Origin of the sequence: Salinicola acroporae (genome assembly GCF_003206615.1) — a bacterium.
GTDB lineage: Bacteria > Pseudomonadota > Gammaproteobacteria > Pseudomonadales > Halomonadaceae > Salinicola > Salinicola acroporae.
The window spans coordinates 1-25032 of the sequence record NZ_PZJW01000010.1 but is presented as its reverse complement, the minus strand read 5'-3'; the positions used below and the strand labels follow the sequence as shown (position 1 = coordinate 25032).

18 protein-coding genes are annotated in these 25032 nt (G+C 65.3%); 2 read left to right on the top strand and 16 right to left on the bottom strand.

Annotation, left to right across the window (positions count from 1 at the left end):
- Positions 1 to 43: 43 nt before the first annotated feature.
- The 14 genes from DOM54_RS14885 to pgi all read right to left on the bottom strand — a co-directional run bounded on the left by DOM54_RS14885 (position 44) and on the right by pgi (position 20876).
- Positions 44 to 1156 carry an ABC transporter substrate-binding protein gene (locus DOM54_RS14885; RefSeq protein ID WP_167406518.1) on the bottom strand — a complete coding sequence of 371 codons (1113 nt, stop codon included), beginning with the start codon at positions 1154 to 1156 and terminating at the stop codon, positions 44 to 46.
- Positions 1157 to 1244: 88 nt separating this feature from the next.
- Positions 1245 to 2012, bottom strand: a complete 768-nt coding sequence (locus DOM54_RS14880; RefSeq protein ID WP_110717100.1) for a 2,3-dihydro-2,3-dihydroxybenzoate dehydrogenase — start codon at positions 2010 to 2012, stop codon at positions 1245 to 1247.
- Positions 2009 to 6010 (bottom strand): non-ribosomal peptide synthetase, encoded by a 4002-nt coding sequence (locus tag DOM54_RS14875; protein ID WP_110717099.1) that lies wholly within the window; start codon positions 6008 to 6010, stop codon positions 2009 to 2011. Before DOM54_RS14875 ends, DOM54_RS14880 begins: the two co-directional genes overlap by 4 nt.
- On the bottom strand, positions 6007 to 6288 hold the full coding sequence (locus tag DOM54_RS14870; RefSeq protein WP_206019124.1) for a phosphopantetheine-binding protein: 282 nt from the start codon (positions 6286 to 6288) through the stop codon (positions 6007 to 6009). Before DOM54_RS14870 ends, DOM54_RS14875 begins: the two co-directional genes overlap by 4 nt.
- On the bottom strand, positions 6285 to 6920 hold the full coding sequence (locus DOM54_RS14865; protein WP_110717098.1) for an isochorismatase family protein: 636 nt from the start codon (positions 6918 to 6920) through the stop codon (positions 6285 to 6287). Before DOM54_RS14865 ends, DOM54_RS14870 begins: the two co-directional genes overlap by 4 nt.
- Positions 6920 to 8584 (bottom strand): (2,3-dihydroxybenzoyl)adenylate synthase, encoded by a 1665-nt coding sequence (locus tag DOM54_RS14860; protein WP_110717240.1) that lies wholly within the window; start codon positions 8582 to 8584, stop codon positions 6920 to 6922. Before DOM54_RS14860 ends, DOM54_RS14865 begins: the two co-directional genes overlap by 1 nt.
- 32 nt (positions 8585 to 8616) lie before the next feature.
- The gene (locus tag DOM54_RS14855) at positions 8617 to 9801 is read right to left on the bottom strand and encodes an isochorismate synthase (protein WP_110717097.1); all 1185 of its coding nucleotides are present in this window, start codon (positions 9799 to 9801) and stop codon (positions 8617 to 8619) included.
- Positions 9798 to 11051 carry an MFS transporter gene (locus DOM54_RS14850; protein WP_206019123.1) on the bottom strand — a complete coding sequence of 418 codons (1254 nt, stop codon included), beginning with the start codon at positions 11049 to 11051 and terminating at the stop codon, positions 9798 to 9800. The genes DOM54_RS14855 and DOM54_RS14850 overlap by 4 nt, the downstream gene beginning before the upstream one ends.
- Positions 11052 to 11157: 106 nt before the next feature.
- Positions 11158 to 12354: a YncE family protein gene (locus DOM54_RS14845; RefSeq protein ID WP_162619891.1), complete on the bottom strand. Its 1197-nt coding sequence runs from the start codon at positions 12352 to 12354 to the stop codon at positions 11158 to 11160.
- Between the two features lie 453 nt (positions 12355 to 12807).
- Positions 12808 to 14022: a phosphoserine phosphatase SerB gene (gene serB / locus DOM54_RS14840; protein ID WP_110717095.1), complete on the bottom strand. Its 1215-nt coding sequence runs from the start codon at positions 14020 to 14022 to the stop codon at positions 12808 to 12810.
- 117 nt (positions 14023 to 14139) lie between these two features.
- The gene (gene parC, locus DOM54_RS14835; protein ID WP_110717094.1) at positions 14140 to 16392 is read right to left on the bottom strand and encodes a DNA topoisomerase IV subunit A; all 2253 of its coding nucleotides are present in this window, start codon (positions 16390 to 16392) and stop codon (positions 14140 to 14142) included.
- Positions 16393 to 16556: 164 nt separating this feature from the next.
- A complete protein-coding gene (gene parE / locus DOM54_RS14830; protein ID WP_110717093.1) occupies positions 16557 to 18437 on the bottom strand; it encodes a DNA topoisomerase IV subunit B in 1881 nt (626 codons plus the stop codon).
- A gap of 116 nt (positions 18438 to 18553) precedes the next feature.
- A complete protein-coding gene (locus DOM54_RS14825) occupies positions 18554 to 19201 on the bottom strand; it encodes a YqiA/YcfP family alpha/beta fold hydrolase (RefSeq protein ID WP_110717238.1) in 648 nt (215 codons plus the stop codon).
- Positions 19202 to 19226: 25 nt separating this feature from the next.
- A complete protein-coding gene (gene pgi, locus DOM54_RS14820; protein WP_110717092.1) occupies positions 19227 to 20876 on the bottom strand; it encodes a glucose-6-phosphate isomerase in 1650 nt (549 codons plus the stop codon).
- A gap of 119 nt (positions 20877 to 20995) precedes the next feature.
- Between pgi and cmoA the strand changes: the two genes are divergently transcribed.
- Together cmoA and cmoB are read left to right on the top strand one after the other, a co-directional pair.
- Positions 20996 to 21778 carry a carboxy-S-adenosyl-L-methionine synthase CmoA gene (gene cmoA, locus DOM54_RS14815; protein ID WP_110717091.1) on the top strand — a complete coding sequence of 261 codons (783 nt, stop codon included), beginning with the start codon at positions 20996 to 20998 and terminating at the stop codon, positions 21776 to 21778.
- Positions 21771 to 22784 carry a tRNA 5-methoxyuridine(34)/uridine 5-oxyacetic acid(34) synthase CmoB gene (gene cmoB / locus DOM54_RS14810; protein WP_110717090.1) on the top strand — a complete coding sequence of 338 codons (1014 nt, stop codon included), beginning with the start codon at positions 21771 to 21773 and terminating at the stop codon, positions 22782 to 22784. Before cmoA ends, cmoB begins: the two co-directional genes overlap by 8 nt.
- Before the next feature lie 10 nt (positions 22785 to 22794).
- On the opposite strand, the gene epsC is transcribed toward cmoB, so the two are convergent.
- A complete protein-coding gene (gene epsC / locus DOM54_RS14805; protein ID WP_110717089.1) occupies positions 22795 to 23706 on the bottom strand; it encodes a serine O-acetyltransferase EpsC in 912 nt (303 codons plus the stop codon).
- Positions 23707 to 23838: 132 nt separating this feature from the next.
- Positions 23839 to 25032: GTP-binding protein (locus DOM54_RS14800; RefSeq protein WP_110717088.1), on the bottom strand; the 1194-nt coding region annotated here is incomplete at its 5' end.

Genomic DNA, 25032 nt, shown 5'->3' with positions numbered 1-25032 from the left:
TGGCCACATGGCTTCGGTGATGGAGATTCAATATCCATCGACGCTATCGACTCGCCGCGAGATCGATCCATCCGGTGCCCTCGTAGGGGACCGCCAGAAAGCGCCGGTTGATGGTCTCGAGGGTCACGCCAGGATCGATATCCGCGAAACGCTGCGGATGGATCCAGCGGGCGAACGCCTCGATGGCGACGATATCCAGCGGCGAATTGAGCAGTTGATGCGCCAAGCCGTGGACATTGCCGGTCTTGACTGCCGTGAGCTGAGCGATGCCGGGGCGTTGCGTCACACGCTCGAGCGACTCACGCGCCGTTGCCGCATCGACCTCGCCGCCCAGCACCAAGCCATCGGATCTTTGCAGGTCCGGCCCGCCGGTGGCGATGTAGACATCGGGATCGCTGGCGATCACGTACTCCAGGCTCAGCTTGCCGGACGCTCGATCGAGCACATCCGCCCCAATGTTGTGGCCGCCGACGAAATCGATGTACTGACCCACACCGCCGTTGCCGGCCGAGAAACAGCAGTCGTTGGTGATCCCCGCGTGCGCCTCCAGGAACACACTCGGGGCCGGCGTATCGTCGCCGAGACGTGCAGAAATGCGTTCGAGATGCTCGCGGCGGAACGCCAGATACGCTTCGGCCTGCGACTCATGGCCCGTCAGGCGGCCCAGTATGCGGAGACTGCGCGACTGATGCTCTAACGGGTCGGTGAAGAAGTCGATGAATACCACGGCAATACCGGCTGCCTGCAATTGGGCGACCTGGGCATCGGTCGGTCCGCGACCGAGCGACACCACGGCGACGTCCGGCGCGGCGGCCAGCACCGACTCGATGTCGAAATTGTCCGCCGAACTCGCCACCGAGGGCAGGCCGTCGAGAGCCGGAAACGCCTCGCGATAGCGCTCGTAGGACGCCCTGCCCAACCGGTTGATGTCCCGCGGCCAGGCCGCCAGTAGATCGACAGGATCCGGCACGAGCAGTGACAACGCGACCAGATAGCGACCGTCGTCGATGGAGAGCTTGTCGATCTCATCCGGCACTTCCACCGTACGACCGCGCATATCGACGATCTCGCTGGCTTGCGTGGAAGGCGGCAACAGCGTCGCCATCAGCGCGAGGCTTGCTGCCAAGCTGGCGAGACGGCGAAAGACTCTGGTCATGACCTTTCCTCTAGGCAGACGGCGCCAGAGCTCATGCTCTCGCGCCAACATCCTGACATTGGCAGGCGCTATCAGCGCAGCGGCGGGCTCAGGCGCGTAGCGTCGCCCCGCCATCCACGTAGAGATCGCTCATCGTGATGTGCCCAGCCTGATCGGAAAGCAGGAACATCACCGAATGCGCAATATCGTCTGGCGTGGCCAGCTTGCCCAGCGGAATACCGGCCTTGTAGTGCTCCGGCAAGCCAGCGATGACTCGCTGCGCGCCCTGCTCATCCACCCACATGCCGGTCTGCATCGGCGTGAGCGTGGACCCGGGGGCCACGATATTGCAGCGAATGCCCACCGGAGCCAACTCCAGCCCCAGACAGCGGGTGAACATCGTCGCCGCTGCCTTGGAGGCGGCGTAGGCCGCCATGGCGTGACGCGGAACGCCCGCCGCGTTGGAACTGACGGTGACGATGGCGCCACGCCGACGCGATGTCATCACCCTCGCCAGTGCCCGCGAGAGATGAAACACGCCATCGGAGTTGACCGCGAAGACCCGCCGCCACTCATCGTCGGTGATCGTCTCCACCGTCCCCGACTGCAGCACACCGGCGACATTGAGGCCAATGTCGATCGGCCCCAGTTCGCGCTCGACGCGCTCGACCAGGGCGTCGACTGCCTCTGCATCGGCGACGTCGAGGGCTTCGGCAAGCAGCCGCGAAGGCATCGATCCCTCATCGTTGGGCACAGTGAGATCGGTCGCCACCACGATCGCGCCGCTCTCCAACAGCAACGTGACCAACGCCTTGCCGATCCCTCCGTTGGCGCCGGTCACCAGGGCGATCTTGCCGTCGAATCCGGTCAGTTTCACGCCATCTCTCCTATCGATACGTCGATTCGTTGCAACCGTTCGACGAGTAACGGGGCGATACGTGCCGCCGCGTCGCGACCGGTCATTTCCGCATGCATCAGTGGCAGTTCCAGCGCTTCCACTCGTGTCGCATGCAGTTGCCACAGTCCGGCCTTCAGATCGGGACGCTCGACATGGTCGAGCGCGGCGCGCAGATGCAGCAGCGTGCCATCATAAGGCGCGTGACGGTGGTGGCGGATCAGCCGGTTGGTATCGGTGACCGCCCGCACCACGCCATCCAGTGCCGGCGCGGGCAGGTTGCCGAGCGTGCTGTCGCCGCGACGCAGGAACGCCACCACCTTGTCGCGGGTATCCAGCTCCGGGTGCCGTTCCGGATCATGGCCGGCGATCGCCAACAGCGCCCGCAGCGCGGCCACCGGATCGGGCTCGGGCTCGTTGCGCCAGCACTCGGCGGGATAGGCATCCAGCAACGCCACCAGGCCGACCTTGCGCCCCAGCTCGCGCAGCCTCACCGCGATTGCCTGGGCGATGATACCGCCGACCGACCAGCCCAACAGGTGCACCGGACCTCGCGGGCAAAGCGCCCCGATCCGCTCGACGTAGTCACAGGCGAGCTCATCGATGCTCGCCGGCAGCGCTTGCCCCGGATCGAGTGCCGGCGACTGCAATCCGAAGGCGGGTCGTCCCACGGCCCGCGCCAACTCGCGGTAGTTCCAGGCGATGCCGCCGGCCGGGTGGATGGCGAATAGCGGCGCCTCACCGGTCTCATCAGGCGTCAGGCGGATCCAGGGCCCGAGACCATCGTCGGTCGCCATGGTGGGGGTGTCGATCAATGCTGCCAACGCTGCCACGGTCGGCGACGAGAAGACCGCGCCAAGACCGATGTCGCGTTGCCAGCGTTGCTGAATTGCCAGCACCAGATGGACGGCAGTCAGCGAATCGCCGCCGAGATTGAAGAAATCGGCGTCGACACCCGGCGCCCGCTCGGCGCCCAGCACTCGCGCGAACAACGTCGCCATCTCACGCTCGGTCTCGGTTCGGGGTGCCATGCCGTCGCCGAGCTCCCGCGTCGGTGCAGGCAGCGACCGGCGATCGAGCTTGCCGTTGGCGGTCAACGGCCAGGTCTCGAGCACTACGAACGCCGCCGGCACCATGTAGTCGGGCACCTGGGTGGCCAGATGAGACGTCAGACGCCCACGTAGCTGGCGCGCCCGTTCCGATGCCGCCTCGTCTCGCGTCTCGCCCCGCAGCGTGTCGGAACCAGGGATGATCTGGGCAGGGTCGAGCTGAACGTAGCCGACCAGGCGCGGCTCGCCCGGCAAGTCCTGGCGCAGCATCACTTCGGCGCGGATCACATCCGGTGCCGCAAGCAGTGCTGACTCGATCTCGCCGAGTTCGATGCGCAGACCGCGCAGCTTGACCTGATCATCGCTGCGGCCGAGGAATTCGAGCGCGCCATCCTTGCGCCAACGCGCCACGTCACCGCTGCGATAGAGCCGCCCACCGGGCACGTACGGGTCACCGATGAAGCGCTCGGCGGTGAGCGTCGGCCGGCCGAGATAGCCACGGGCCAGTTGCACACCGCCAAGATAGAGATCACCGGCCACGCCTGGCGGCAGCGGGCGCATCCGCTCATCGAGCACATAGAGGCGGGTGTTCCAGACCGGGAAGCCGATCGGCACCGAACGTGAACGGTCGTCGCGCGAGGCGGCCCACCAACTGACGTCGACCGCCGCCTCGGTCGGGCCGTAGAGATTGAACAGCTCGCCATCGATGACGGTGTGGAAACGGTCTCGCAACTCCGCACTCAGCGCCTCGCCGCTGACGAAGACCCGATCGAGCTCGAGACCGTGAGACGCTGGCGTGGAGAGAAACGCCGCCAGCATCGACGGCACGAAATGCAGTGTGGTGACTCGATACTCGCGGATCAGCGAGACCAGCGCACGGGGATCGCGGTGCGCCTGCGGGGGTGCCACCACCAGTGTCGCGCCCGCCAGCAGCGGGAGGAAAAACTCCCAGACGGAAACGTCGAAGGTCGCCGGTGTCTTCTGCAGGATGCGGTCGTCGCGACCGATATCGAACTGCTCGCGCATCCATTCGAGCCGATTGACGATCGCCCGATGCTCGACCACCACGCCCTTGGGCTCGCCCGTGGAACCGGAGGTGTAGATGACGTAAGCCGCATCCTGTGGCCGCGGTGACGATGCCAGTGGCGCCTTTTCCGGCTGCTGACGCCAGTCGGTCGGCACCAGCGTCGGCCAATCCGCAAAGCGGTGGAGGTCATCGTCGTCGGTCAGCACGCACGCCAGCCGCGCCGAGGCGAGGATGCGCGCCAGACGCTCGTCGGGTTGGGCCGAATCCAGCGGTAGATAGGCGCCACCGGCACGCTGGATCGCCACCAGCGCGATCACGAGTTCCAGCGAACGGGGCAGTGCCACCGCCACGATGGATTCGCGTCCGACGCCACGCTCACGTAACTGCTGCGCCAGCGCGCGGGTACGCTGCTCGAGCTCGGCATAGCTCAGGGTTCGCCCTGGCGTGGTCAACGCCGTCGCTTCGGGATGGGCAGTCATAGTCGCCTCGAAGAGCGACACCAGGGTAGCGTCCGGCACCGGGTGTGCGGTGGCGTTGACGTCGAACACGTAGCGCTGCGCTTCCTCCGGTGTGGCCAGTGCCACGTCGGCGAGTGTGCCGCCACGGGCATGAGTATCGATCGCCGCCTGCAGATAGGTCGCCAGTCGCGTCGCGTGCGCCTCGACCTGAGCGGCCGTGTAGATCGCGGGATTGGCCTCGATCTCGAGTTCCAGCACTTGGCTGGCGTCGCCACGAAAGCCCAGGGTGACGTCATCGACCGGGCCGGTGGAGAGAATCTCCAACCGAGTCTCGAGCGTGTCCGACAGGCGCAGCGGGCGATAGAACGGCTGCACGTTGATCAAGGGGCCATGCAGGCGTCGCTGCCCACCGACCAGCCCCAGGTCGCGACGAATCTGCTCGCCGCGGTAGCGGCCGTGGCGCCGCCCTTTCATCAAGGCAATAGCGGTCTGCTCGATGAAGGTCGCGAACGACTCGGACTCGCGCACTCGCAGCGGCAGCACGTTCATCACCATCGCCGGCACCCGCGCCGAAGCGCTGCCCAAGCGCCCCATCCAGGGCACGCCGACGACGCTCTCCGGGGCGCCGACGTGACGCCGACAATAGTCGGCGGTGAGCGCCGTCAGCACGTCCGGCCACGACTGCCTGAGCGTTTGCGACAGCGCCAGCAACCCCTCGCGCAGCTTGCGGTCCAGCGGCTGAACCCAGCGATGACAGTCGCCACTCGCCGGCACCGCCGCGACGGCCTCAAGCCCCGAGGCGGCCGGTGCACCGGCCAGTGCCTCGCGCCAGTAGGCGGCGTCACGCTGACGCCGGTCGCCGTCGCGATAGGCGGCATCCTCGTCGAGCACCGCGCCGAAAGACCCCAGCGCTCGGCCGGTGTCCGACACGGCGCGGCCCTGCGATATGCCAGGATCTTTGTCCACGCAATAGCGCTCGGCAACCCGTTCGCCGAAGAGCGCCATGCCATAGCCGTCGGTGGCGAGATGATGCACGCGCAGATACCACACGAAACGCGCCTCTCCGAGCACGAACAGACGCTGGCAGGCCAGCCGATCGCGGGTCGGATCGACCGGCTTGGAGCGCTCGTCGAACATGCATGCACGCGCCGTCTCGGCGGGGTCGGCGTCCAGCGAGAGATCGATGAGCTCGAGGCGCGGCCGCCAGGCCGGGTCGACCCACTGAAGCGGCCCGTCTTCGCCTTCGACCATGCGCAGCGCCAACGCATCGACCTCGCTGGCGGCCATGTCGGCCGCGCGCACGAAGGCATCGACATCGAGATCCCCTTCGATCCACAACGCATGAGCAGTGTTGAACGCCGCGTTGTCGGGCGCCAGACGCTGGGCATACCAGAGACCCGACTGTGCTTCGCTCAACGGCCGTCGCTGCTGCCCACCACGACTCATGAAACCTCCGGATCGCGCCCTTGATGGCGCTGCACCAGTTCCCACCAGTCACGCAGGGTCGGCCGCTCGATGAAATCCGAGAATGGCACCGCGACGCCGTCGTCGTTCCACCGCGAAACCAGATCGAGCATGCGCATCGAGTCGAGTCCGTGGTCGACCAGGTTGTCGTCGTCGGCAATCTCCTCGGGCGACTCACCGATCATCCTAGCGACATCGGTGCACAGACGCGCCATCGTCATCTCGGTGGTTCTTGCCTCGGTCTGGTCGGGCGACTTCATTGCAGAATCTCCAGCAGGTCATCGGTAGTCATTGACACGCCGCAGGTTCGAGCCACCCAGCGCAGTGCCTGGTCGTGGTCGGCGCGCGAGAAATCGGCCAGCGCATCGGCGGCGAGGAACGGCTCGATATCGCGCTGGAAGGCTTCGACGGCGGTAGCGGTACAGCCGATGTGGGCGTAGACGCCGGTGATCAGCAACTGATCGCGTTGACGCACTCGCATCAGGGTTTCCAGGTTGCTGCGCTGGAAGGCGCTGTAGCGGTGTTTGACCAGCACTTGGTCGTCCGGGCTAGGTGCGAGCTCGGCGACGATCGCCTCGTGCTGGTCGATCGCCTGCATGCCCGGCCCCCACAGATCCGCCTGCAGGCCCCGATCGCGACGGTCCTGATTGCCCTGTTGGGCGGTATAGAAGACGGGGATATCACGCTCGCGGCAATGCAAGAGGAGCCGCGCGATGTTGGCGATCGCCGGTGCCAGCGGCGCGGAATCGGCCTGGTAGGCGGCCAGGAAGTAACGCTGCATGTCATGCACCAGCAACGCCAGGCGTTGCGACTGCGGTTGCCAAGGCGCGCGTGGCTCGGGCAGATCTTCCCGCCCCGGCAGCGTATAGGCCGGTATGGTCGGAAGTCCCATCAACGTGTCTCCTGTCGATCGACGGCATCGCTCTCGTCGAGAAAGCGCTCGCGTAGTCTGGCGCGCAGCTCGCGCCGGCTCACTTTGCCCACGGCGGTGGTGCCGAAGGCGTCGACGAAGACGACCTGGTCGGGCACCTTGAAGGCGGCCAGACCGCGCTCGCGCACCCAGCGCTTGAGCTCGACCGCGCGCGAGCGTTCACCACGGGCGATGACGAAGGCGCAGCTGCGCTCGCCCAGGTACGCGTCGGGAATCGAGACTACGGCAGCGTCGAACACCGCCGGATGGGCGAGCAGATGGTCCTCGATCTCTTCGGCCGAGATTTTCTCGCCAGCGCGGTTGATGTGGTCGGTGGCACGCCCCTGTACCACCAGATAGCCACCCTCGAGGCGCTGCACCATGTCACCGGTGCGGTAGAACCCATCGACGGTGAAGCTGCGTGCGTTGGCGGAGTCGTCGTTGTGATAGCCACGGATGGTGTAGGGGCCGCGCACCAGCAGATGCCCTGCACTGCCCTCGGGCACCGGGTTACCCTGGTCATCGACGATCAGTACCTCGTCGTCTGCGCTGATCGGCCGCCCCTGAGTCTCGAGCACGATGTCGTCGGGATCGTCGAGGCGGGTGTAGTTGACCAGCCCCTCGGCCATGCCGAAGACCTGCTGCAATTGACAATCGAGCTTCTCTCTCAGCCGCCGGGCCGCTTCCGGTAACAGTTTGGCGCCGCCGACCTGCATCACCTGCAAGCTTGAGAGATCGTACTGGGTGGAGGCGGCGGCATCGGCCCATAGCAAGGCCAACGGCGGTACCAGACCGACGCTGGTGACGCCTTCCCGTTCGATCAGCGGAAAGGCCTGCGCCGTGCTTGGACCAGGGCTCAGCACCACCCGGGCACCGGTGTAGAGCGCGCCGAGCCAGCCCGGCGAGCTGGCGGGGAAATTGTGCGCCACCGGCAGCGCAACGAGATAGACACTGTCCCGGTCAATGCCGCAGATCTCGTTACTGGCGCGAAACGAGTAGATGTAGTCATCATGGGTCCGGGGGATCAATTTGGAGAGTCCGGTACTGCCGCCGGATATCTGCAGGAAGGCGACGGACTGCGGATCGGGATCGCCCGGCAGGCTATCCTCGTCACCGCCCAGCGCATCCAGCGCGTTGAATTCCTCGGCGGCTCCGGCGACGACCACATGCGCGATTGCCGTTACTTCGGTACGCAATTCCCGCGCCAGCGTTCGGTAGTCGAATCCCTCGTAACGCTCCGCCGTCACGTAGGCGCTGGCCTCGGACTTGCGTGCGAAATGGACGATCTCGGTGAGCCGATGCGCCGGCAGTGAATAGACCGGAATCAACCCGGCGCGGAACAGCCCGCAGACGGTGAGCACGAATTCGGCGACATTGCCAAGCTGCACCAGGACGCGGTCCCCCGGCACGAGGCCGAGCGCGAGCAGACCGGCGCCGATACGCCCGGACTCCCGCCACAATTCGGCGTAGGTATAGCGTGACTCACCGGCCACCAGGGCAACATCGTCGGCACAGTCGCGCGCACGCTCGCGCAGAAAGCCGGGGAAGGTCTCGCCGCGCCAGTAACCGGCAGCGCGGTAGCGCTCGACGAGCGCGTCAGGCCACACCTGGCGCAGCGGCAGGCGGCCATCGTGTTGAAGGCTCATGCGATCATTGACCTTGACGGTGGGTAGATAAGTCATCGGGCGGAGACGGCGTCACGGCGTGTCGTGACCTCCTCGATGCCGAGCGCGTGCAGCAGCGCCATGAACTTGGCCGCGGTCTCCTCGACCTCCAGCGCCGGCGTCGAGTCGGTGACGATGCCGGCCCCGGCGAACAGACGCAGATGCTTCCCCTGTACGTGGGCACAGCGAATCGCGACGTACCAGTCACCGTCACCCTGCGCGTCGACCCAACCCACGGCACCGGCATAGAAACCGCGTTCGATGGGCTCCAGCGACTGAATCACCTCCATCGCGGTTTGTCGCGGCGTGCCGCAAACCGCCGGTGTCGGATGCAGCAAACCCGCAAGCTCGGCGCTGGAGGGCGCGGGCGACTTGAGCCTGCCCTCGATTCGCGAGCCCAGATGCCACATGGTCTCGGTGGCGTGCAGCGTCGGCACATCCGGGGCCTCCAGCTCGCTACAGAGCGGCGTTAGCGCATCGACGATCGCGTCGACCACATAGCGGTGCTCGGTCAGATCCTTGGTCGAGGCCTGTAGCGCACGGGCGATTTGCGCATCCTCCTCGGGATCGCTCGAGCGTCGCGCCGAGCCAGCCAACGGGTGAGACGTCACGCTGAGACCGCGCCGAGAAAGCAGCAACTCCGGCGACGCACCCACCAACCAGGCAGGGGCGTCGCCGGCATTCACCGGCAAAGGCACGGCATAGGTCGTGACACTGGGATCACGCTCCAGGCAGCCGGCCAGCGCCAGCGGATCGACCGGAGCCCGCGCCTCGAACCGCAGGCTGCGTGCCAGGACCGCCTTGCTCAGGGTGGATTCGTCATCACGCAGGCGCGTGACGCAGCGTGCCACCATCTCGGCGTAGCCATCGGGACTGGGTTCGGCCACCGGCGCGCCGGAGAGCGCCGGCGCCACGGCAGACACCGTCGAAGATGCCGGTAACACCGCGTCAGGCTGATAAAGCGCATCCTCGGCGTTGCGATCGAACGGCATGGCACCGACCAGCAGCGCCGGACCAGGATAGGCTTGGGCAAAGAAGGCATGCACCCGGCTGCCCAAGGTGGTCGCCGGGCCGCGGGGGAGCTGAGCGCGACGCCCACGGGTCTTCAGATGATGCTGGCTGGCGCGAAGCATGAAGGTTGCTTCGTGAGTGTGTACTGGCGTTACGTCGCCACCGCGACGGGGTGACACGACTGTCATGACGTTTCTCCCACTGAACTGACGCGATGCCGCCATGCGGCAATCGCAAGACCCAACAACAACACGCCGACGAGAAGATAAGGAGCGCTGGGCGACCAGCGATAGAGCACGGTGCCAGCCAGCGGACCGACGACCATGCCGATACCCTGAATGGATGCGACCAGCCCCGCCGCCGCGCCCTGCTCGTGCGCCTCGACCGCGTTGGCGGCCATCGCCTGTAGCGCGGGCCGAATCAGCCCCATACCCACACCGGCGATCGCGTAGGCTGCGAAAAGCTGCCACTGCGCGACGATCAGCGAGACGGCGGCGAACCCGATGCTGGCAAGCAGCGCGCCCAGCAACAGCCAGCGCCATGGTGGCCAGGTGAGTCGCGTCATCGACCACTGCGACACGATCAGGCCGCCACCGACGGCAGTGAGCGCGAAGCCGGCGACGCGAGCGCCATCCGCTGCGGAGAGCGCGAGACGATCGATGGCGAAAAAGCCGATCGTCACTTGTGTCACGGTCACCGAGATCACGGTGACGAAGGTGGCGTAGATCGGCAGGCGCAGACGCCCGTCCCACCAGCCCACGGCAGTTTTGGCTGGCGTACGTGATGCCGGCCGGCGGGCATCGGGTAGCCGCCAACCGACCAACAGCAGTGACACCAGTGGCAGCAGCGTGGCGACGTAGAGCACTACCGACAGGTCGTAGATGGCGATCCAGCCGGCGATCATGGGACCGACGACCATGCCAATGGCATTGGCCGCGCCGAGTCGTGCCATCGCACTGGTCCGGCGATCGGGCGCGACCTGGTCGGCAATATGAGCCGCTGCGCTCGGCGGCACAGCGGCATAGACGAGCCCGATCAGCGCTCGCGCACCGACGATCACGGTCACCGAGACGATGACGCTTGGCGGATTTTCCAGGGCACGGTCGACGAAAACGGCAAGCAAAGCGCAGATGATGGTAAAGCACGCCAGTGCGATCATGAGGACACGTCGCCTGCCGACGCGGTCGCTGTATTCGCCCCACCGCCGCGCCGACAGCATCCACAACGCACCGGCGGCGGTGATCGACAACCCTGCGTGCCACTCGGATAGCCCCAGTAGACGGGTCAACGGTCCAATGACCGCGACGAAGGCCATCATCGCCATGGTGCCCGCCAGGGCAACGAAGGCGACTGCGTTCAGGCCGATGGGAGCGGGCACGAAACTCATCGCCTCATCAGCGACCTGGGTGGCGGCAGAGTGGGATGGCGTTCCCGACATGGATACCTTCCGGGGGTGGTGAGATGGCTCGCCGCGAAGACTGCGAGCCATCGATGAAAAGTGGGCCGGCTCGCAGAAAGTCGGCCACGCAGCGCACTGCTTGCGATCAGGGCTCGATGCGAATGACGGTATTGCCACCGGGCTCGAACGGTGTCGGCACGTCGTCGGCCGCGCCGCGTCCACGGCCCTTTGCCTTGTTACTGACATAGACGTCGCCGCGCTCCGGGGCGATGGCAACGGTTTGCGGGTAGGTACCACCGGGGAGATACGCACTGACCTGGCGCGTGTCGCCGTCGACGACCGCGATGGTGCCATCGCCCCGGTTGGCGACGAAGAGATCGCCGGTGCGCGGATTGAGCTTGGCGCTCAGCGCGCCAGCCCCGGTCTGGATGTCGTCGACGATCTCGCCGGAATCGAGGTCGATCACCGCGACGCCTCCGGCTTTCTGATTGACCGCGTACAGCAGGCCGCGCTTGGCATCCAGCTCGAGATTGATGGTGCCCGCGCCCTCTTCCACGCTCGGCGCGTGTGGCCCCGTCTTGGCGGGAGGCTGCGCCGAGAAGGTGCGCAGCACCTCGCCGTCGTCGAGGTCGATCTCCGCGACTTCCGAGTTGGCCATGTCGGCAACGTAGAGGCGCTGATTAGTGGCATCGAGCGCGAGTCCGGTAGCGATCTGGACCGGATTGTCGATCACCTGCGCCAGGGTGTCGGTCTCGCCGTCGATCACCCAGATCGCGCTGGGCGGTGCCTGCTCGTCACCGCGAGAAAAGCCACCCACCACGCTGACATAGATCTTGTCGCGGACCGGATCGACCACCACCTGACGCACGTGGCTCGCCTGCCCTTCCGGCGCGTGGATCAGTGCAGTGCGCTCACCGTCGTCGATATCGTAGACGGCGACCGCGCCACCCAGCGTGTCGGTGGTATAGAGCTTGCGCGTTTCGGCGTTGATGGCCAGGCCGAAAGGACTGACATCCCCGGTTTCGATACGCCGGATGACACTGAGAGTATCGCCATCCATGACCAGGATGCCCGGCTTGACCTCACGCTGGCTGCCATTGGCGGCGACGATCTTGTTGCCGATCGTCGCCGCATAGAGCTGATGACGCTGCGGGTCGAAGGCGATCTCGTAGAGATTGCCCTCCACCTGGAGGCGCTGGGCCACGGTGGGATGGGTCGATGCAAGCGCGCTGTCCACGGTCATCAGGTTGGCCGCGCTCATCGATACGGCCACCACCGAAAGTGCCAGCCAGCGCACGGTATTGCCACGCAGCGTCGGTTTGTTGCTTGTGAACCAAGCCATTGGATGTTTTCCCTTGAACATTACGACGTCGAAGTCTCAGCCCGTGTCCCTGAATCTGGACAGCAGCCTTTTTACCACAAATGGGATTAATTCTCATATGCATGTGGTAAAAAATTACACTTGAGAAGTTATTGCAACCGCTGCGCCGACATGGCGATGAGCATTATCCCGGCGACGGTGCGTGAGCCGAGCCCGTCATCACCGACGACGAAGGGAATCTCATGGATGGATGGCAGGCAGAAGGCGGACGGGGCAGTCGCGATCGATCAGTGCCACGAAGAAAAGCGCCATCTAGGGCGAGCACGAGCGTGGCTAGGCGGGGAAAAGCGCAGAAAAGGGGAAGCGGGAAGACACTGGAAAACCGGCCAGGCCGATAGGCGCGGATGGATAGTCGATGGATGAACTGGTGCGGCGATGATGCCGTGCCGGTTCATCCATCGTGTCGAGGCACTTTCAGACCGACAGTGTTTCCAGCTCCGCCTCCGAGTAGCCGAGCAGGTAGAGCAAGCCATCCAGCCCCAGGGTGGAGACCGACTGCTGTGCCTGCCGACGCACCAGCGGCTTGGCGTGGAAGGCCACGCCGAGGCCCGCCACCGCCAGCATCTCGAGATCGTTGGCGCCATCGCCCACGGCCACGGTCTGGGCCAGGTCCCACCCCTCGCGCTCGGCGATCTGCCTGAGCATCATCGCCTTGCGCCCGGCATCGACGATCGGCTCGGCGACCTCGCCGGTCACCTTGCCGTCGCGGATCACCAGCTCGTTGGCGTGGATCTCGTCGAAACCGAGGCGCTGCTGCAGGTGACGGGCAAAATAGGTGAACCCGCCGGAGAGAATTGCGGTCCGGTAACCCAGACGCTTGAGATAGCGCATCAGTCGCTCCAGCCCTGGCATCAGCGGCAACGACTCGGCGATCTCCGCCAACACCGACTCGTCCAGGCCCTCGAGCTTGCTCATGCGTTCGCGAAAACTCTGCTGGAAGTCGATTTCGCCACGCATGGCACGCTCGGTCACGCTGGCGACTTCCTCGTAGACGCCATGTCGGCGCGCCAGCTCGTCGATGACCTCAGCCTGGATCAGCGTCGAATCCATGTCGAAACAGACCAGTCGACGATGCCGGCGCCAGGCATTCGATCGCTGCAGCGCCACGTCGACGCCGAAGCGCTCGCTCAGCGCCAGGACCTTCTCGCGCAGTGACACCGAATCGTCTATCGCACCGCCAAGCCGCCACTCCAGACAAGCGCCGGCGCCGACCGGCGAGGCGTCCGCGTCGAGCTGGCTCGCGGCGGACAGCCGTTTGACACGTTCGATGATCAACCCGTGCTCGGCGGTCAGCGCACCGACTTCCGCCATGACCTCCGCGGACAACCGGGGCGCCATCAGGGTCAGCACCCAGCGAGCGTCCCTGGCCACGTCCGCCCATAGCGCTTCACTCTCGGCAGACACCTTCTCGACCCGGCAGTCCAGTCCGAACACGTCGCCGGCCGTCGGCAGCACGGCTCCGAGATCGTCGGCGGTCTCGACCAGCGCCTCCAGCGTCACCTCACCGAAGGCGACGTGCTGGCTCAAGTCCAGCAGGCGGCAGTTGGCACTGGCCAGTGCCGTACCCAGCGCAGCCGTCTGGCCAGGCCGCGCCGGACCGGTGGCTCGCACCACAAAACGTTGTGACATCTTTTCCCCACGAGGCACCCGGAGGCGCCCTTTCTTTATAGATTCAACCAATCGTCAACCATGGCAGAGGGGGCGTCGTCGTTCATCGCTGGTGACAATGCTCGACGGCCATGACCCTCAGGACTCGACCTCGAGCCGGTCCACCTTCTGGAAGCCACGTGCCAGCTTGCTGCCTCGACGGCCGCGCTCACCGGCATAGTAGTCGAGATCGCCCGCTTTCAACGTCTGCTTGCGCCGGCCGGCGTGCACGATCAGCGCCGCACCCTCCGGCAGCAACACCAGGTCGCGCACGAACTCCTCGCGATTGGCGGCCCGCTGACCGGGGATCGAGATCATCTTGTTACCCTTGCCCTTGGCCATCTCCGGCAATTGGGACAGAGCGAAAACCAGCAGCCGTCCCTCGTTGGACACCACCGCCACCCGAACGTTGTCGCCCGCGGGAATCGCCTGCGGCGGTATCACGTTGCAGCCGGCAGGCACCGACAGCACCGCCTTGCCCGCCTTGTTTTTGCCGAGCAGATCCTCGAGCTTGACCACGAAACCGTAGCCGGCATCGGAAGCGAGCAGATAGCGCGCGTCGGGCACATCGAGCATCAGCCCGATCATCGACGATCCGGCCGGCGGATTGATTCGCCCGGTCACCGGCTCCCCCTGCCCCCGCGCCGAAGGCAGGTTGTGCGCGGAGAGGGTGTAACTGCGACCGCTGTCATCGAGCAGTACCAGCGGCTGGTTGGTCTTGCCGCGGGCGGCGAGATGGAACTTGTCGCCCGCCTTGTAGGAGAGTCCGGCGGGATCGATATCGTGACCCCGGGCGGCCCGGATCCAGCCTTTTTCGGACAGCACCACGGTAACCGGGTCGGCGCCGACCAGCTCGACCTCGGAAAGCGCCCTGGCCTCGGCACGCTCGACCAGCGGCGAGCGGCGGGCATCGCCGTAGTTTTCGGCCGCCTCGCGCAGCTCCTCCTCGATCAGATCGGTCATGGCCGACTCGCTGCCCAGCAGCTTCTTCAGGCGCTTGCGCTCGGCCTCGAGTTCATCCTGCTCGCCACGGATCTTCATCTCCTCGAGCTTGGCGAGATGACGCAGGCGCAGTTCCAGAATCGCCTCAGCCTGGCGATCGCTGATGCCGAAGGCGCTCATCAGCGCCGGCTTGGGCTCGTCCTCCTCGCGAATGATGCGAATCACTTCGTCGATATTGAGGTAGGCGACCAGCAGGCCTTCGAGGATATGCAGCCGATCCTCGACCTTGCCGAGGCGGTGCTCCAGACGCCGGCGCACCGTGGTACGCCGGAATATCAGCCATTCGCCGAGCATCTCGTTCAGCGGCATCACCCGCGGCCGGCCATCGAGAGCGATCACGTTGAGATTGACACGGATGTTCTTCTCGAGATCGGTGGTGGCGAACAGGTGCGCCATCAGCCCCTCGACATCGATGCGGCTGGAGCGCGGCTCGATCACCAGCCGGGTCGGCGTCTCGTGGGTCGACTCGTCGCGCAGATCCGCCACCATCGGCAGTTTCTTGGCCTGCATCTGCGCGGCGATCTGCTCCAGCACCTTGGCCCCGCTGACCTGGTACGGTACCGCGGTGATGACGATATTGCCGTCCTCGCGCTCGTAACGGGCACGCAACTTGACCGAGCCGCGGCCGGTTTCGTAGAGCTTGCGCAGATCGCTGGCCGGCGAAATGATCTCGGCATCCGTCGGGAAGTCCGGCGCCGGCAGATACGCCATCAGATCGGCGACGCTGGCCTCGGGTTGGCGCAGCAGGTGGCAGGTCGCCTCGACCACCTCCACCACGTTGTGGGGCGGGATATCGGTGGCCATGCCGACGGCAATGCCGGTACCGCCATTGAGCAGCACGTGGGGAAGTCGCGACGGCAGCACCGCCGGTTCGTTCATGGTGCCGTCGAAATTGGGCGTCCAGTCGACGGTGCCCTGCCCCAGCTCCGCCAGCAGCGTCTCGGAGAAGCGCGACAGCCGCGCTTCGGTATAGCGCATGGCGGCGAAGGACTTGGGATCGTCCGGACTTCCCCAGTTGCCCTGACCGTCGACCAGCGGGTAGCGGTAACTGAACGACTGCGCCATCAGCACCATCGCCTCGTAGCAGGCGCTGTCGCCATGGGGATGGAATTTACCCAATACGTCGCCGACGGTACGCGCCGACTTCTTGTACTTGGCATTGGCGTTCAGCGATAGCTCGCGCATGGCGTAGACGATACGCCGCTGCACCGGCTTCATGCCGTCGCCGATGTGCGGCAACGCCCGGTCGAGGATCACGTACATCGAATAATCGAGATACGCCTTCTCGGTGTACTCCTTGAGCGAGAGGCGCTCGACGTCGCCCTCCGCCACCTGAATATCCATGGTCATACGATTTTGACCTTGTTCACGATTGTGGAATCGTCGAGGGCAGCGCCCCCTACAACTGCTGTGATGAGCTGTAAGCTTTAAGCCGTAAGCTGTAAGAAAAACCAGTACTCATGAGGGTGCTTACAGCTTAACGCTTACGGCTTACAGCTCCCGGCGAAGCCGGGTCAGACTTCGATCTCAGCCAGGTTGCCATAGTCTTCCAGCCAGCTCTTGCGGTCCCCCGCCCGCTTGCGCGCCAGCAGCATGTCCATCATCTCCAGCGTGCCGTCGTTGAGTTCCCGGGTCAGTTGGACCAGCCGCCGGGTATCGACCGCCATGGTGGTCTCGCGCAGCTGCAGCGGACTCATCTCGCCCAGGCCCTTGAAACGCTGCACGTTGGGCGTGCCCCGCTTGCCCTCCAGGCGCTTGAGCGTCGCCGCCTTCTCGCTCTCGTCGAGGGCATAGAAGACCTCCTTGCCCAGGTCGATTCGGTAGAGCGGCGGCATGGCGACGAAGACGTGACCGGCATCGACCAGGGCCGGGAAGTGGCGCACGAACAGCGCGCACAGCAGCGTGGCGATGTGGAGACCGTCGGAGTCGGCATCGGCGAGAATGCAGACCTTGTGGTAGCGCAGCTTGGAGAGGTCGTCGCTACCCGGATCGAGGCCGATCGCCACGGCGATGTCATGAACTTCTTGCGAGCTGTAGATGTCGGCGGATTCGACTTCCCAGGTGTTAAGGATCTTGCCGCGCAGCGGGAGGATCGCCTGGGTCTCGCGGTTGCGCGCCTGCTTGGCGCTGCCCCCGGCGGAGTCCCCCTCGACCAGGAACAGCTCGCTCGAGACCGGATCCTGACCGGAACAGTCGGCCAGCTTGCCGGGCAAGGCGGGTCCTGAGGTGATCTTCTTGCGCGCCACCTTCTTGGCGCTCTTCTGGCGTCGCTGGGCGGCATTGATCACCAGTTCGGCCAGTTGCTCGGCCTGGTCGACATGGTGGTTGAGCCACAGCGAGAAGGCATCCTTGACCACGCCGGAGACGAACCCCGCCACCGTGCGCGACGACAGGCGCTCCTTGGTCTGACCGGCGAACTGCGGGTCGAGCATCTTGATCGAGAGGACGAACGACACTTTCTCCCACAGATCCTCCGGGCTCAGCTTGACGCCGCGCGGCAGCAGGCTGCGGTACTCGCAGAACTCGCGCACCGCCTCGAGCAGACCACTGCGAAACCCGTTGACGTGAGTACCGCCGAGCGGCGTGGGAATCAGGTTGACGTAGGACTCCAGCACCGGTTCGCCGCCCTCCGGCAGCCACTGGATCGCCCAGTCAACGCCCTGCTCGTCGTCCTCGAAATGACCGGTGAACGGCGACGCCGGAAGCACCTCGAAACCGTCGACCGCCTGGGCCAGATAATCGCGCAGGCCGTCTTCGTACTGCCAGACGTTCTCGGCGCCGTCGGACTCCTTGAGCACCACCTTGAGACCAGGGCAAAGCACGGCCTTGGCCCGCAGCAGGTGCTTCAACTTCGGCAGCGAGAGTTTGGCACTGTCGAAGTATTCCGCTTCCGGCCAGAACCGTACGACCGTGCCCGTTGCCCGCTTGGCACAGCTGCCGATGACCGAGAGCTCCTCGGCCTTCTCGCCCTTCTCGAAGGCGATGCCGTAGCGATTGCCCTCGCGACACACCTCGACCTCGAGGCGGGTCGACAACGCATTGACCACCGAGACGCCAACCCCGTGCAGCCCCCCGGAGAAGCGGTAGCTCGACTGGGAGAACTTGCCGCCGGCGTGGAGCCGCGTCAGGATCAGTTCCACCCCGGTCACGCCGTGCTCGGGGTGCACATCGATCGGCATGCCCCGCCCGTCGTCGGAAACCTCGATCCCGCCATCCGCCAACAGCACGACGCGAATCTCGCGCGCATGCCCCGCGAGCGCCTCATCGACGCTGTTGTCGATGACTTCCTGCACCAGGTGGTTGGGACGGGAGGTGTCGGTATACATACCCGGCCGTTTCCGGACCGGGTCGAGGCCGGAGAGTACCTCGATGGAGCTAGCACTGTATTGCGTCATGCAGGGTCTCGCCGTGTTGACTGGATCAATGTTCACAGGGTCAGCGTCGCGACGATCATACACGACTGGTCAAATATCCAGTATCGGTTTCGCCGCTCGCCGTCGGCTGGCCAGGATCACGATATCGAAAACGGGGTCGGAACCTGCCAGCCGCCGTGGGCGAACAGCACCGGCAGATAGTCGTGCAGCACCTCGAAACCGTGATCGCCACCGGGATGGATCAACGTGCGACTGCCGGCGTAGGCACGCACCGCGTCACGACAATCCAGCGTCTCGTCATCACTACCGAGCAGCAGCAGATAGCGCGAGGGATGCACGATGCGTTCCCACTGCTGCGAGGTCAATTGATCGAAATAGCTATTGTCGATCGTGAAACGCTCGCCGGACGCCTCGTTGACCAGCGTCTGGCCCAGGTAATCGGCCACGAAACGGGCCGGCCTGACCGCCGGGTTGATCAGCACGGCGCGCAAGCCATAGCGCTCCGCCAATAGCGTGGCCAGAAAGCCGCCCATGGAACTGCCGACCATCAGCGTGTTTTCGTGCCCCAAGGCCTCCAGGGCCGCCTCCGCCTGCGCCAGGGCCAGATCCGGGCGGTGCGACAGGTCCGGCGTCAGGCAGGCGAAAGAACGTCCCTGGTGACGCGCCAGCGCCTCGCAGGCCGCCTTGACCAGCCGGGCCTTGGGCGAAGCGCTGCTGCTGTTGAAGCCGTGCAGGTAGAGCAGCGCCCTGACGGGGTGCACGGCCGGGGTCGGTTCGGCTAGCACCGGCCGCCCCTGAGCTGCCACACCGTCACCGGGACGCCTGCCCTCTCCAGATCGCCTCGATCAATCCGCGACTGGAGTCGTCGAGACTATCCAGACCGCTCTGCGTGGCGATGATCTCCTCGGTCTCGGTGGCGATCTTCTTGCCCAGCTCGACACCCCACTGGTCGAACGAATCGATGTCCCAGATCACCCCCTGGACGAACACCTTGTGCTCGTAGAGAGCGATCAGAGCACCCAGCGTGGCCGGATTGAGGCTGTCGAACATCAACGTGGAGGAGGGCTGGTTGCCACGGTAGCGCATGTAGCTGGGCGGCGTGCTCTCGGACTTCACGGCATCGTCGCCCAGCATCAGCACCCGGGACTGCGCGAAGCAGTTGGCCAACGCCAGCCGGTGCTGGGCCATCAGATCGTCACGAAAGCGTTCGTCCTCGACATCGTTGTAGCGATTGACCGGGGCGATGAAATCGCACGCCACCGGCTGCGTACCCTGGTGCAGCAATTGATAGAACGCATGCTGGCCATTGGGCCCGATTTCGCCCCAGATCACCGGGCAGGTGGAGTAGTCGACCACGGCGTCGCCATTGGTCACCGACTTGCCGTTGGACTCCATCTCCAACTGCTGGAAATAGCCCGGCAGGTGCTTGAGCCGGCCGTCGTAGGGCAGTACCGCATGGGAGCGGATGTCCAGGAAGTTGACGTTCCAGATGCCGATCAATCCCAGCTGTACCGGCAGGTTTTCCGCCAGGTCGGCAGTGCGGAAATGCTCGTCCATGGCATGGGCCCCCGCCAGCAGCTGGCGGAAGTTGTCCATGCCGACGCGGATGGCGATCGGCAGGCCGATGGCGCTCCATAGCGAGTAGCGCCCGCCGACCCAGTCCCAGAACAGCAGCTGGTTGGCGGGGTCGATGCCCCACTCGGTCATCTTCTCGGGCTTGGTGGAAACGCCAACGAAGTGGAAGCGCTTGATCAGCGCCTCGTCACCGCCCAGGCGTGTCGCGATCCAGTCCAGCGCGGTGGAGGCGTTGGAGAGCGTATCGATGGTGCCGAAGGACTTGGACGACAGGATGAACAGGGTCGTCTCGGGATTGAGCCAGCTCAGGAAGTCCGCCAGTTGGGAGCCATCCATGGTCGAGGCGAAGTGCGTCGATACCTCGAACACGTCGTCGGGCTCGAAGTCGGTCAGCGCGGAGGTGACCATCAACGGCCCCAGGTCCGAACCGCCGACGCCAAGGTTGACCACGTCGGTGATCGGCTTGCCGGTGGCACCACGCCACTGCCCGTTGAGCAGCTTGTTGACCAGCGTCTCCATCTTGTCGAGGGTGGCGTGGACTTCGCCGACCACGTCGATGCCCTCGACCTCGAGCTGGGCCTCGCGTGGCAGACGCAGCGCCGTGTGCAGCGCGGGTCGGTCCTCGGTCCGGTTGACCCGTTCGCCCGACAGCAGGCGCTGGATCGCGTCGGGCACGCCGGCATCCCGTGCCAACGAGAGCAACCCTTCCCGGACTTCCGTCGTCCAGCGCTGCTTGGAAAGGTCCATCTGGATCCCGGCGGCTTCCAGATAGAACGTTTCGAAACGTGGCGACTGCTGGAACAGGGTCTTCAGATGAATATCCCGCATGCCATCCTCGAGCTGCTGCTCGAGCGCTTTCCATGCCTGGGTTTCACGAATCGACATCTATGGCTCTCCTTGTCACGTGCAGCGAAGAGACGCAAAACGTACACTATGGCCGCGGCGGGCATGCCACAGTCGCTTCGCTCGCTCCACGCTCTCCCAATTAAGAATATCTTCCGGCAATGACTGACGCATCTTACCGTGACGCCATCTTTTCGACACCCCTCGATCGCGTGGCCAGTTTTTCGTTCGACGAGCGGGTCGTGGCCTGCTTCCCGGATATGGTCCGGCGCTCGATCCCCGGCTATGGCCAGATTCTCGGCATGCTCGGCGTCATCGCCGAACGCCACCTGCGCCATGGCGCCCACGTCTACGACCTGGGCAGCTCGCTGGGGGCGGTCGGTCTCGCGCTGGCCGGGAGGCTGCCCGCCGATGCCTTCGAACTGACCGGCATCGATCTCTCCCCGACGATGATCGGCCGCGCCCGGGAAATCGCTGCCGTCGAGAGCCCCGACCACCGGATGGCGTTCGTCGAGGGCGATATCCGTGGGCTGGACTATCGAGCCAGCGGCATGATCGTGCTCAACTTCACCCTGCAGTTCCTGCCACCGGCGGATCGCGATGCCGTCATTGCCAAGCTGTTCGCGGCGCTGGAGCCCGGCGGCATCCTGGTGCTGTCCGAGAAGATCGTCGCGGAAGACGAACAGGAGAACGCCTGGCTGGTGGAGCGCTACCACGATTTCAAACGCGCCAACGGTTATAGCGAGATGGAGATCAGTCAGAAACGCACGGCTCTGGAGAACGTGCTGGTGCCGGATACACTGGCCGCGCATCGTGAGCGTCTGACGCAGGCCGGATTCTCGCGGGTGACGACCTGGTTCCAGTATCTCAACTTCGCCTCTCTCGTCGCCTTCAAGGACAAGGACGCGCTCATTGGGGCGAAGGCGGCCATCCGGGATGCCTGACGCGATCCCCTCCACCCTCGCGGAGGCCGAGCGCCGCCTCTACCTGGCCTTTCTCGACCAGGGCCTGACCCGCTGGCTGGCCGCCCTGCCCGAGCAGCTCGCCAGCGGGCTCGACCGCCAGCGCCACGGTGATCTGCCGGCGTGGGAGAAGGCCGTGGCCAAGCTGCCCAAGCTCCCAGCGAGGCGAGACGTCGATTTGAATGGCGACACCGTGGCGGTGGACGTCGAGCTGAGCGACGCCGATCGCCGCCGCTGCGACAACCTGCTGCGCATCCTGATGCCGTGGCGCAAGGGGCCCTACCGGCTCGGTAGTGTCGAGATCGATACCGAGTGGCACTCGGACTGGAAGTGGCAGCGCGTAGCTTCACACCTCTCTCCACTGGCCGGACGGCGGGTGCTCGACGTGGGTGGCGGCAACGGCTACCACGCCTGGCGCATGGCCGGCGCCGGTGCCGCCTTCGTACTGGTGATCGACCCCTCGCCGCGCTTCTACTACCAGTTCCAGGCGGTGCGTCACTTCGTCGGCGAGGCGGATGACTACCGCACCCATTTCCTGCCGGTAGGCATCGAGGACGTGCCGGAAAAGCTCGCCGCCTTCGACACCGTGTTCTCGATGGGCGTGCTCTATCACCGCGCCTCGCCGCTGGACCATCTGCGCCAGTTGAAGGACGCTCTGGTACCCGGCGGCGAACTGGTGCTGGAGACCCTGGTCGTCGAGGGTGATGAGCGTACCGTGTTCATGCCTGGCGAACGCTACGCCAGCATGCCCAACGTCTACTTCCTGCCCTCTTCGCTTGCCTTGGCGCACTGGCTCGACCGCAGCGGCTTCGAAGCCATTCGCTGCGTCGACGAGACCGTTACCACTCTCGAAGAACAGCGCGCCACGGCGTGGATGACCTTCCATTCGCTGGCCGATTTTCTGGACCCGGACGACCGAACGAAGACGATCGAAGGCTATCCCGCACCGCGCCGGGCCACGCTGATCGCGCGCAAGCCCATGGGTTAAGACGCGTTGCCTAGGGACAGGGCCCCGACTGGGCGTTGGCCTGGGTGATATTGCTCTTGGGGGGCACACTGCAGATCAGCCAGACGTTACCGCCGATGATCGACCCCTTGCCGACCGTGATGCGACCCAGAATGGTCGCACCTGCATAGATGACCACGTCATCCTCGACGATGGGGTGGCGCGGCAAGCCTTTCTCCAGATGCCCTTTCTCATCCGCCGGAAAACGCTTGGCGCCCAGCGTGACCGCCTGGTAAAGACGCACGCGATTGCCGATGATCGCAGTCTCGCCAATCACCACGCCGGTGCCGTGATCGATGAAGAATCCCTCGCCGATCTGCGCGCCGGGATGAATGTCGATACCGGTATCGGAGTGGGCCAGCTCGGCGATGATCCGCGCTACCAGCCCGGCCCCCGCCTGGTAGAAGTAGTGCGCGATGCGATGATAGATCACCGCATGAACGCCGGGATAGCAGAGCAGCACTTCATCGACGCTGCGCGCCGCTGGATCGCCGTAGAAGGCCGCCATGACGTCGTCGTCGAGGCGACGACGCAGGCTCGGCAGGCTGTCCGCGAAACCCTGGATGATCTGCGTCGCCGTGGCCGTATGCTCGGAAACCTTGTCACCGCCGAGCCGCGCCATGTAGCGCAGTTCGAGCAGCACCTCTTCGTGCAGCGCGTTGAGCGCGCGGTCCAGGGTATGGCCGACGTAGAAATCCTCGCTCTCCTTGCGCAGGTCGGATGGACCCAGGCGCATGGGGAAGATGGCCCCGCTCAGGAAGTCCAGCGTCTCGCGGATGCGATGCCGCGACGGCAACTCCCGGCAGCCCTTCTCCTTCTCGCGACCGTTCTGGGCGCGCCACTGCTCGCGCGTGGCGCGGAGCTGGGACACGATGCCATCGAGCTGCCAGTTGACGTGCTGCATGAGGATTTCCTTTCAATCGCGGACGCAAGCGTCGGGCCGGAGCAACATGATACACCCCGCGGCCCCGGGACCAAACGCCACCGGGGGATCGGGTCGGCGACGATACGACACGGGGTCCGGGGTTCCAGGACTCTAACGCCCCTCGCGTCCGACATCTTCCAGCAGCTCGCGCATATCCTTCGCTCCCCAGTGCGGAAAGTGCTTGCGGATCAGCGCGTTGAACTCGACCTCGAACGCCCGCCAATCGACGCTGCCAGCGACCTCGTCGGCCGATCCTTCGACGGCACCGCGGATCAGCCCGGCTCCGACGGTAATGTTGGTCAGCCGATCGATCACCACGAAGCTGCCGGTTCCCGGGCTCTTGCGGTAGTCGTCCAGCGGCACGCTCGCAGTCAGTTCGACCCGGCAGCGGCCGATGGCGTTGAGTGGCAGCGTTTCGGTCGCGTGGTGGCGAAGCGTGTTGACGTCGATCTGGTAATCGATGGCAGCGAACTTGCCGGCGATCTCCTGCGTGCCGATCTTGAAATCGTAGAGACGACCCGGCTCGAGCGCGGTGTCATGCATCCAGACGATATCGGCGGTCAGTGCGCTGGACTGTGCCACCTCGGCGTTCGCCGCCACCAGCCAGTCGCCGCGGGAGATGTCGATCTCGTCCTGCAGCGTCACGGTAATCGCCTGGCCGGGATAGGCCTCCTCCAGATCGCCATCGAAGGTCACGATGCGCTCGACGGTGGAACGCTTGCCCGATGGCAGCACCTTGATCGCCTGGCCGGGGCGCAGGATACCGGCTTCGAGGGTGCCGCAGTAGCCGCGAAAATCGAGGTTCGGACGGTTGACGTACTGCACCGGCAGACGCAGATCGGAGAGGTTCGAGTCGTGGGCGACCTCGACGCTCTCCAACAGCTCGAGCATCGCGGGCCCGGGCTTGCCGTCGACCTGGTACCAGTCCATCTTCTCGCTGCGATTGACGACGTTGTCACCGTCGAGTGCCGACATGGGGACGAAGCGAATGTCCCTGGCGTTCAGCTTTTCGGCAAACTCGCGATAGTCGGCGACGATCTCGTCGAAGCGGGTCTGGGAATACTCGACCAGATCCATCTTGTTGACCGCGATCACCAGGTGCTGGATTCCCAACAGGTCGGCGATGAAGCTATGACGCCGGGTCTGCACCTGCACGCCGTGACGCGCATCGATCAGGATGATCGCCAGGCTCGCGGTGGAGGCGCCGGTGGCCATGTTGCGGGTGTACTGCTCGTGGCCCGGGGTATCGGCGATGATGAACTTGCGCTTGTCGGTGGAGAAGAAACGATAGGCGACATCGATGGT

Excerpts from the sequence above, each read along its gene's own strand:
- DOM54_RS14875 (WP_110717099.1), bottom strand. The coding sequence starts at position 6,010 with ATGAGTCGTGGTGGGCAGCAGCGACGGCCGTTGAGCGAAGCACAGTCG.
- epsC (WP_110717089.1), bottom strand. The coding sequence starts at position 23,706 with ATGCAGCACGTCAACTGGCAGCTCGATGGCATCGTGTCCCAGCTCCGC.
- DOM54_RS14855 (WP_110717097.1), bottom strand. The coding sequence starts at position 9,801 with ATGACAGTCGTGTCACCCCGTCGCGGTGGCGACGTAACGCCAGTACAC.
- DOM54_RS14865 (WP_110717098.1), bottom strand. The coding sequence starts at position 6,920 with ATGGGACTTCCGACCATACCGGCCTATACGCTGCCGGGGCGGGAAGAT.
- DOM54_RS14845 (WP_162619891.1), bottom strand. The coding sequence starts at position 12,354 with ATGGCTTGGTTCACAAGCAACAAACCGACGCTGCGTGGCAATACCGTG.
- serB (WP_110717095.1), bottom strand. The coding sequence starts at position 14,022 with ATGTCACAACGTTTTGTGGTGCGAGCCACCGGTCCGGCGCGGCCTGGC.
- DOM54_RS14850 (WP_206019123.1), bottom strand. The coding sequence starts at position 11,051 with ATGTCGGGAACGCCATCCCACTCTGCCGCCACCCAGGTCGCTGATGAG.
- pgi (WP_110717092.1), bottom strand. The coding sequence starts at position 20,876 with ATGTCGATTCGTGAAACCCAGGCATGGAAAGCGCTCGAGCAGCAGCTC.
- cmoB (WP_110717090.1), top strand. The coding sequence starts at position 21,771 with ATGCCTGACGCGATCCCCTCCACCCTCGCGGAGGCCGAGCGCCGCCTC.
- parC (WP_110717094.1), bottom strand. The coding sequence starts at position 16,392 with ATGACCATGGATATTCAGGTGGCGGAGGGCGACGTCGAGCGCCTCTCG.
- DOM54_RS14885 (WP_167406518.1), bottom strand. The coding sequence starts at position 1,156 with ATGACCAGAGTCTTTCGCCGTCTCGCCAGCTTGGCAGCAAGCCTCGCG.
- parE (WP_110717093.1), bottom strand. The coding sequence starts at position 18,437 with ATGACGCAATACAGTGCTAGCTCCATCGAGGTACTCTCCGGCCTCGAC.
- DOM54_RS14870 (WP_206019124.1), bottom strand. The coding sequence starts at position 6,288 with ATGAAGTCGCCCGACCAGACCGAGGCAAGAACCACCGAGATGACGATG.
- cmoA (WP_110717091.1), top strand. The coding sequence starts at position 20,996 with ATGACTGACGCATCTTACCGTGACGCCATCTTTTCGACACCCCTCGAT.
- DOM54_RS14860 (WP_110717240.1), bottom strand. The coding sequence starts at position 8,584 with ATGAGCCTTCAACACGATGGCCGCCTGCCGCTGCGCCAGGTGTGGCCT.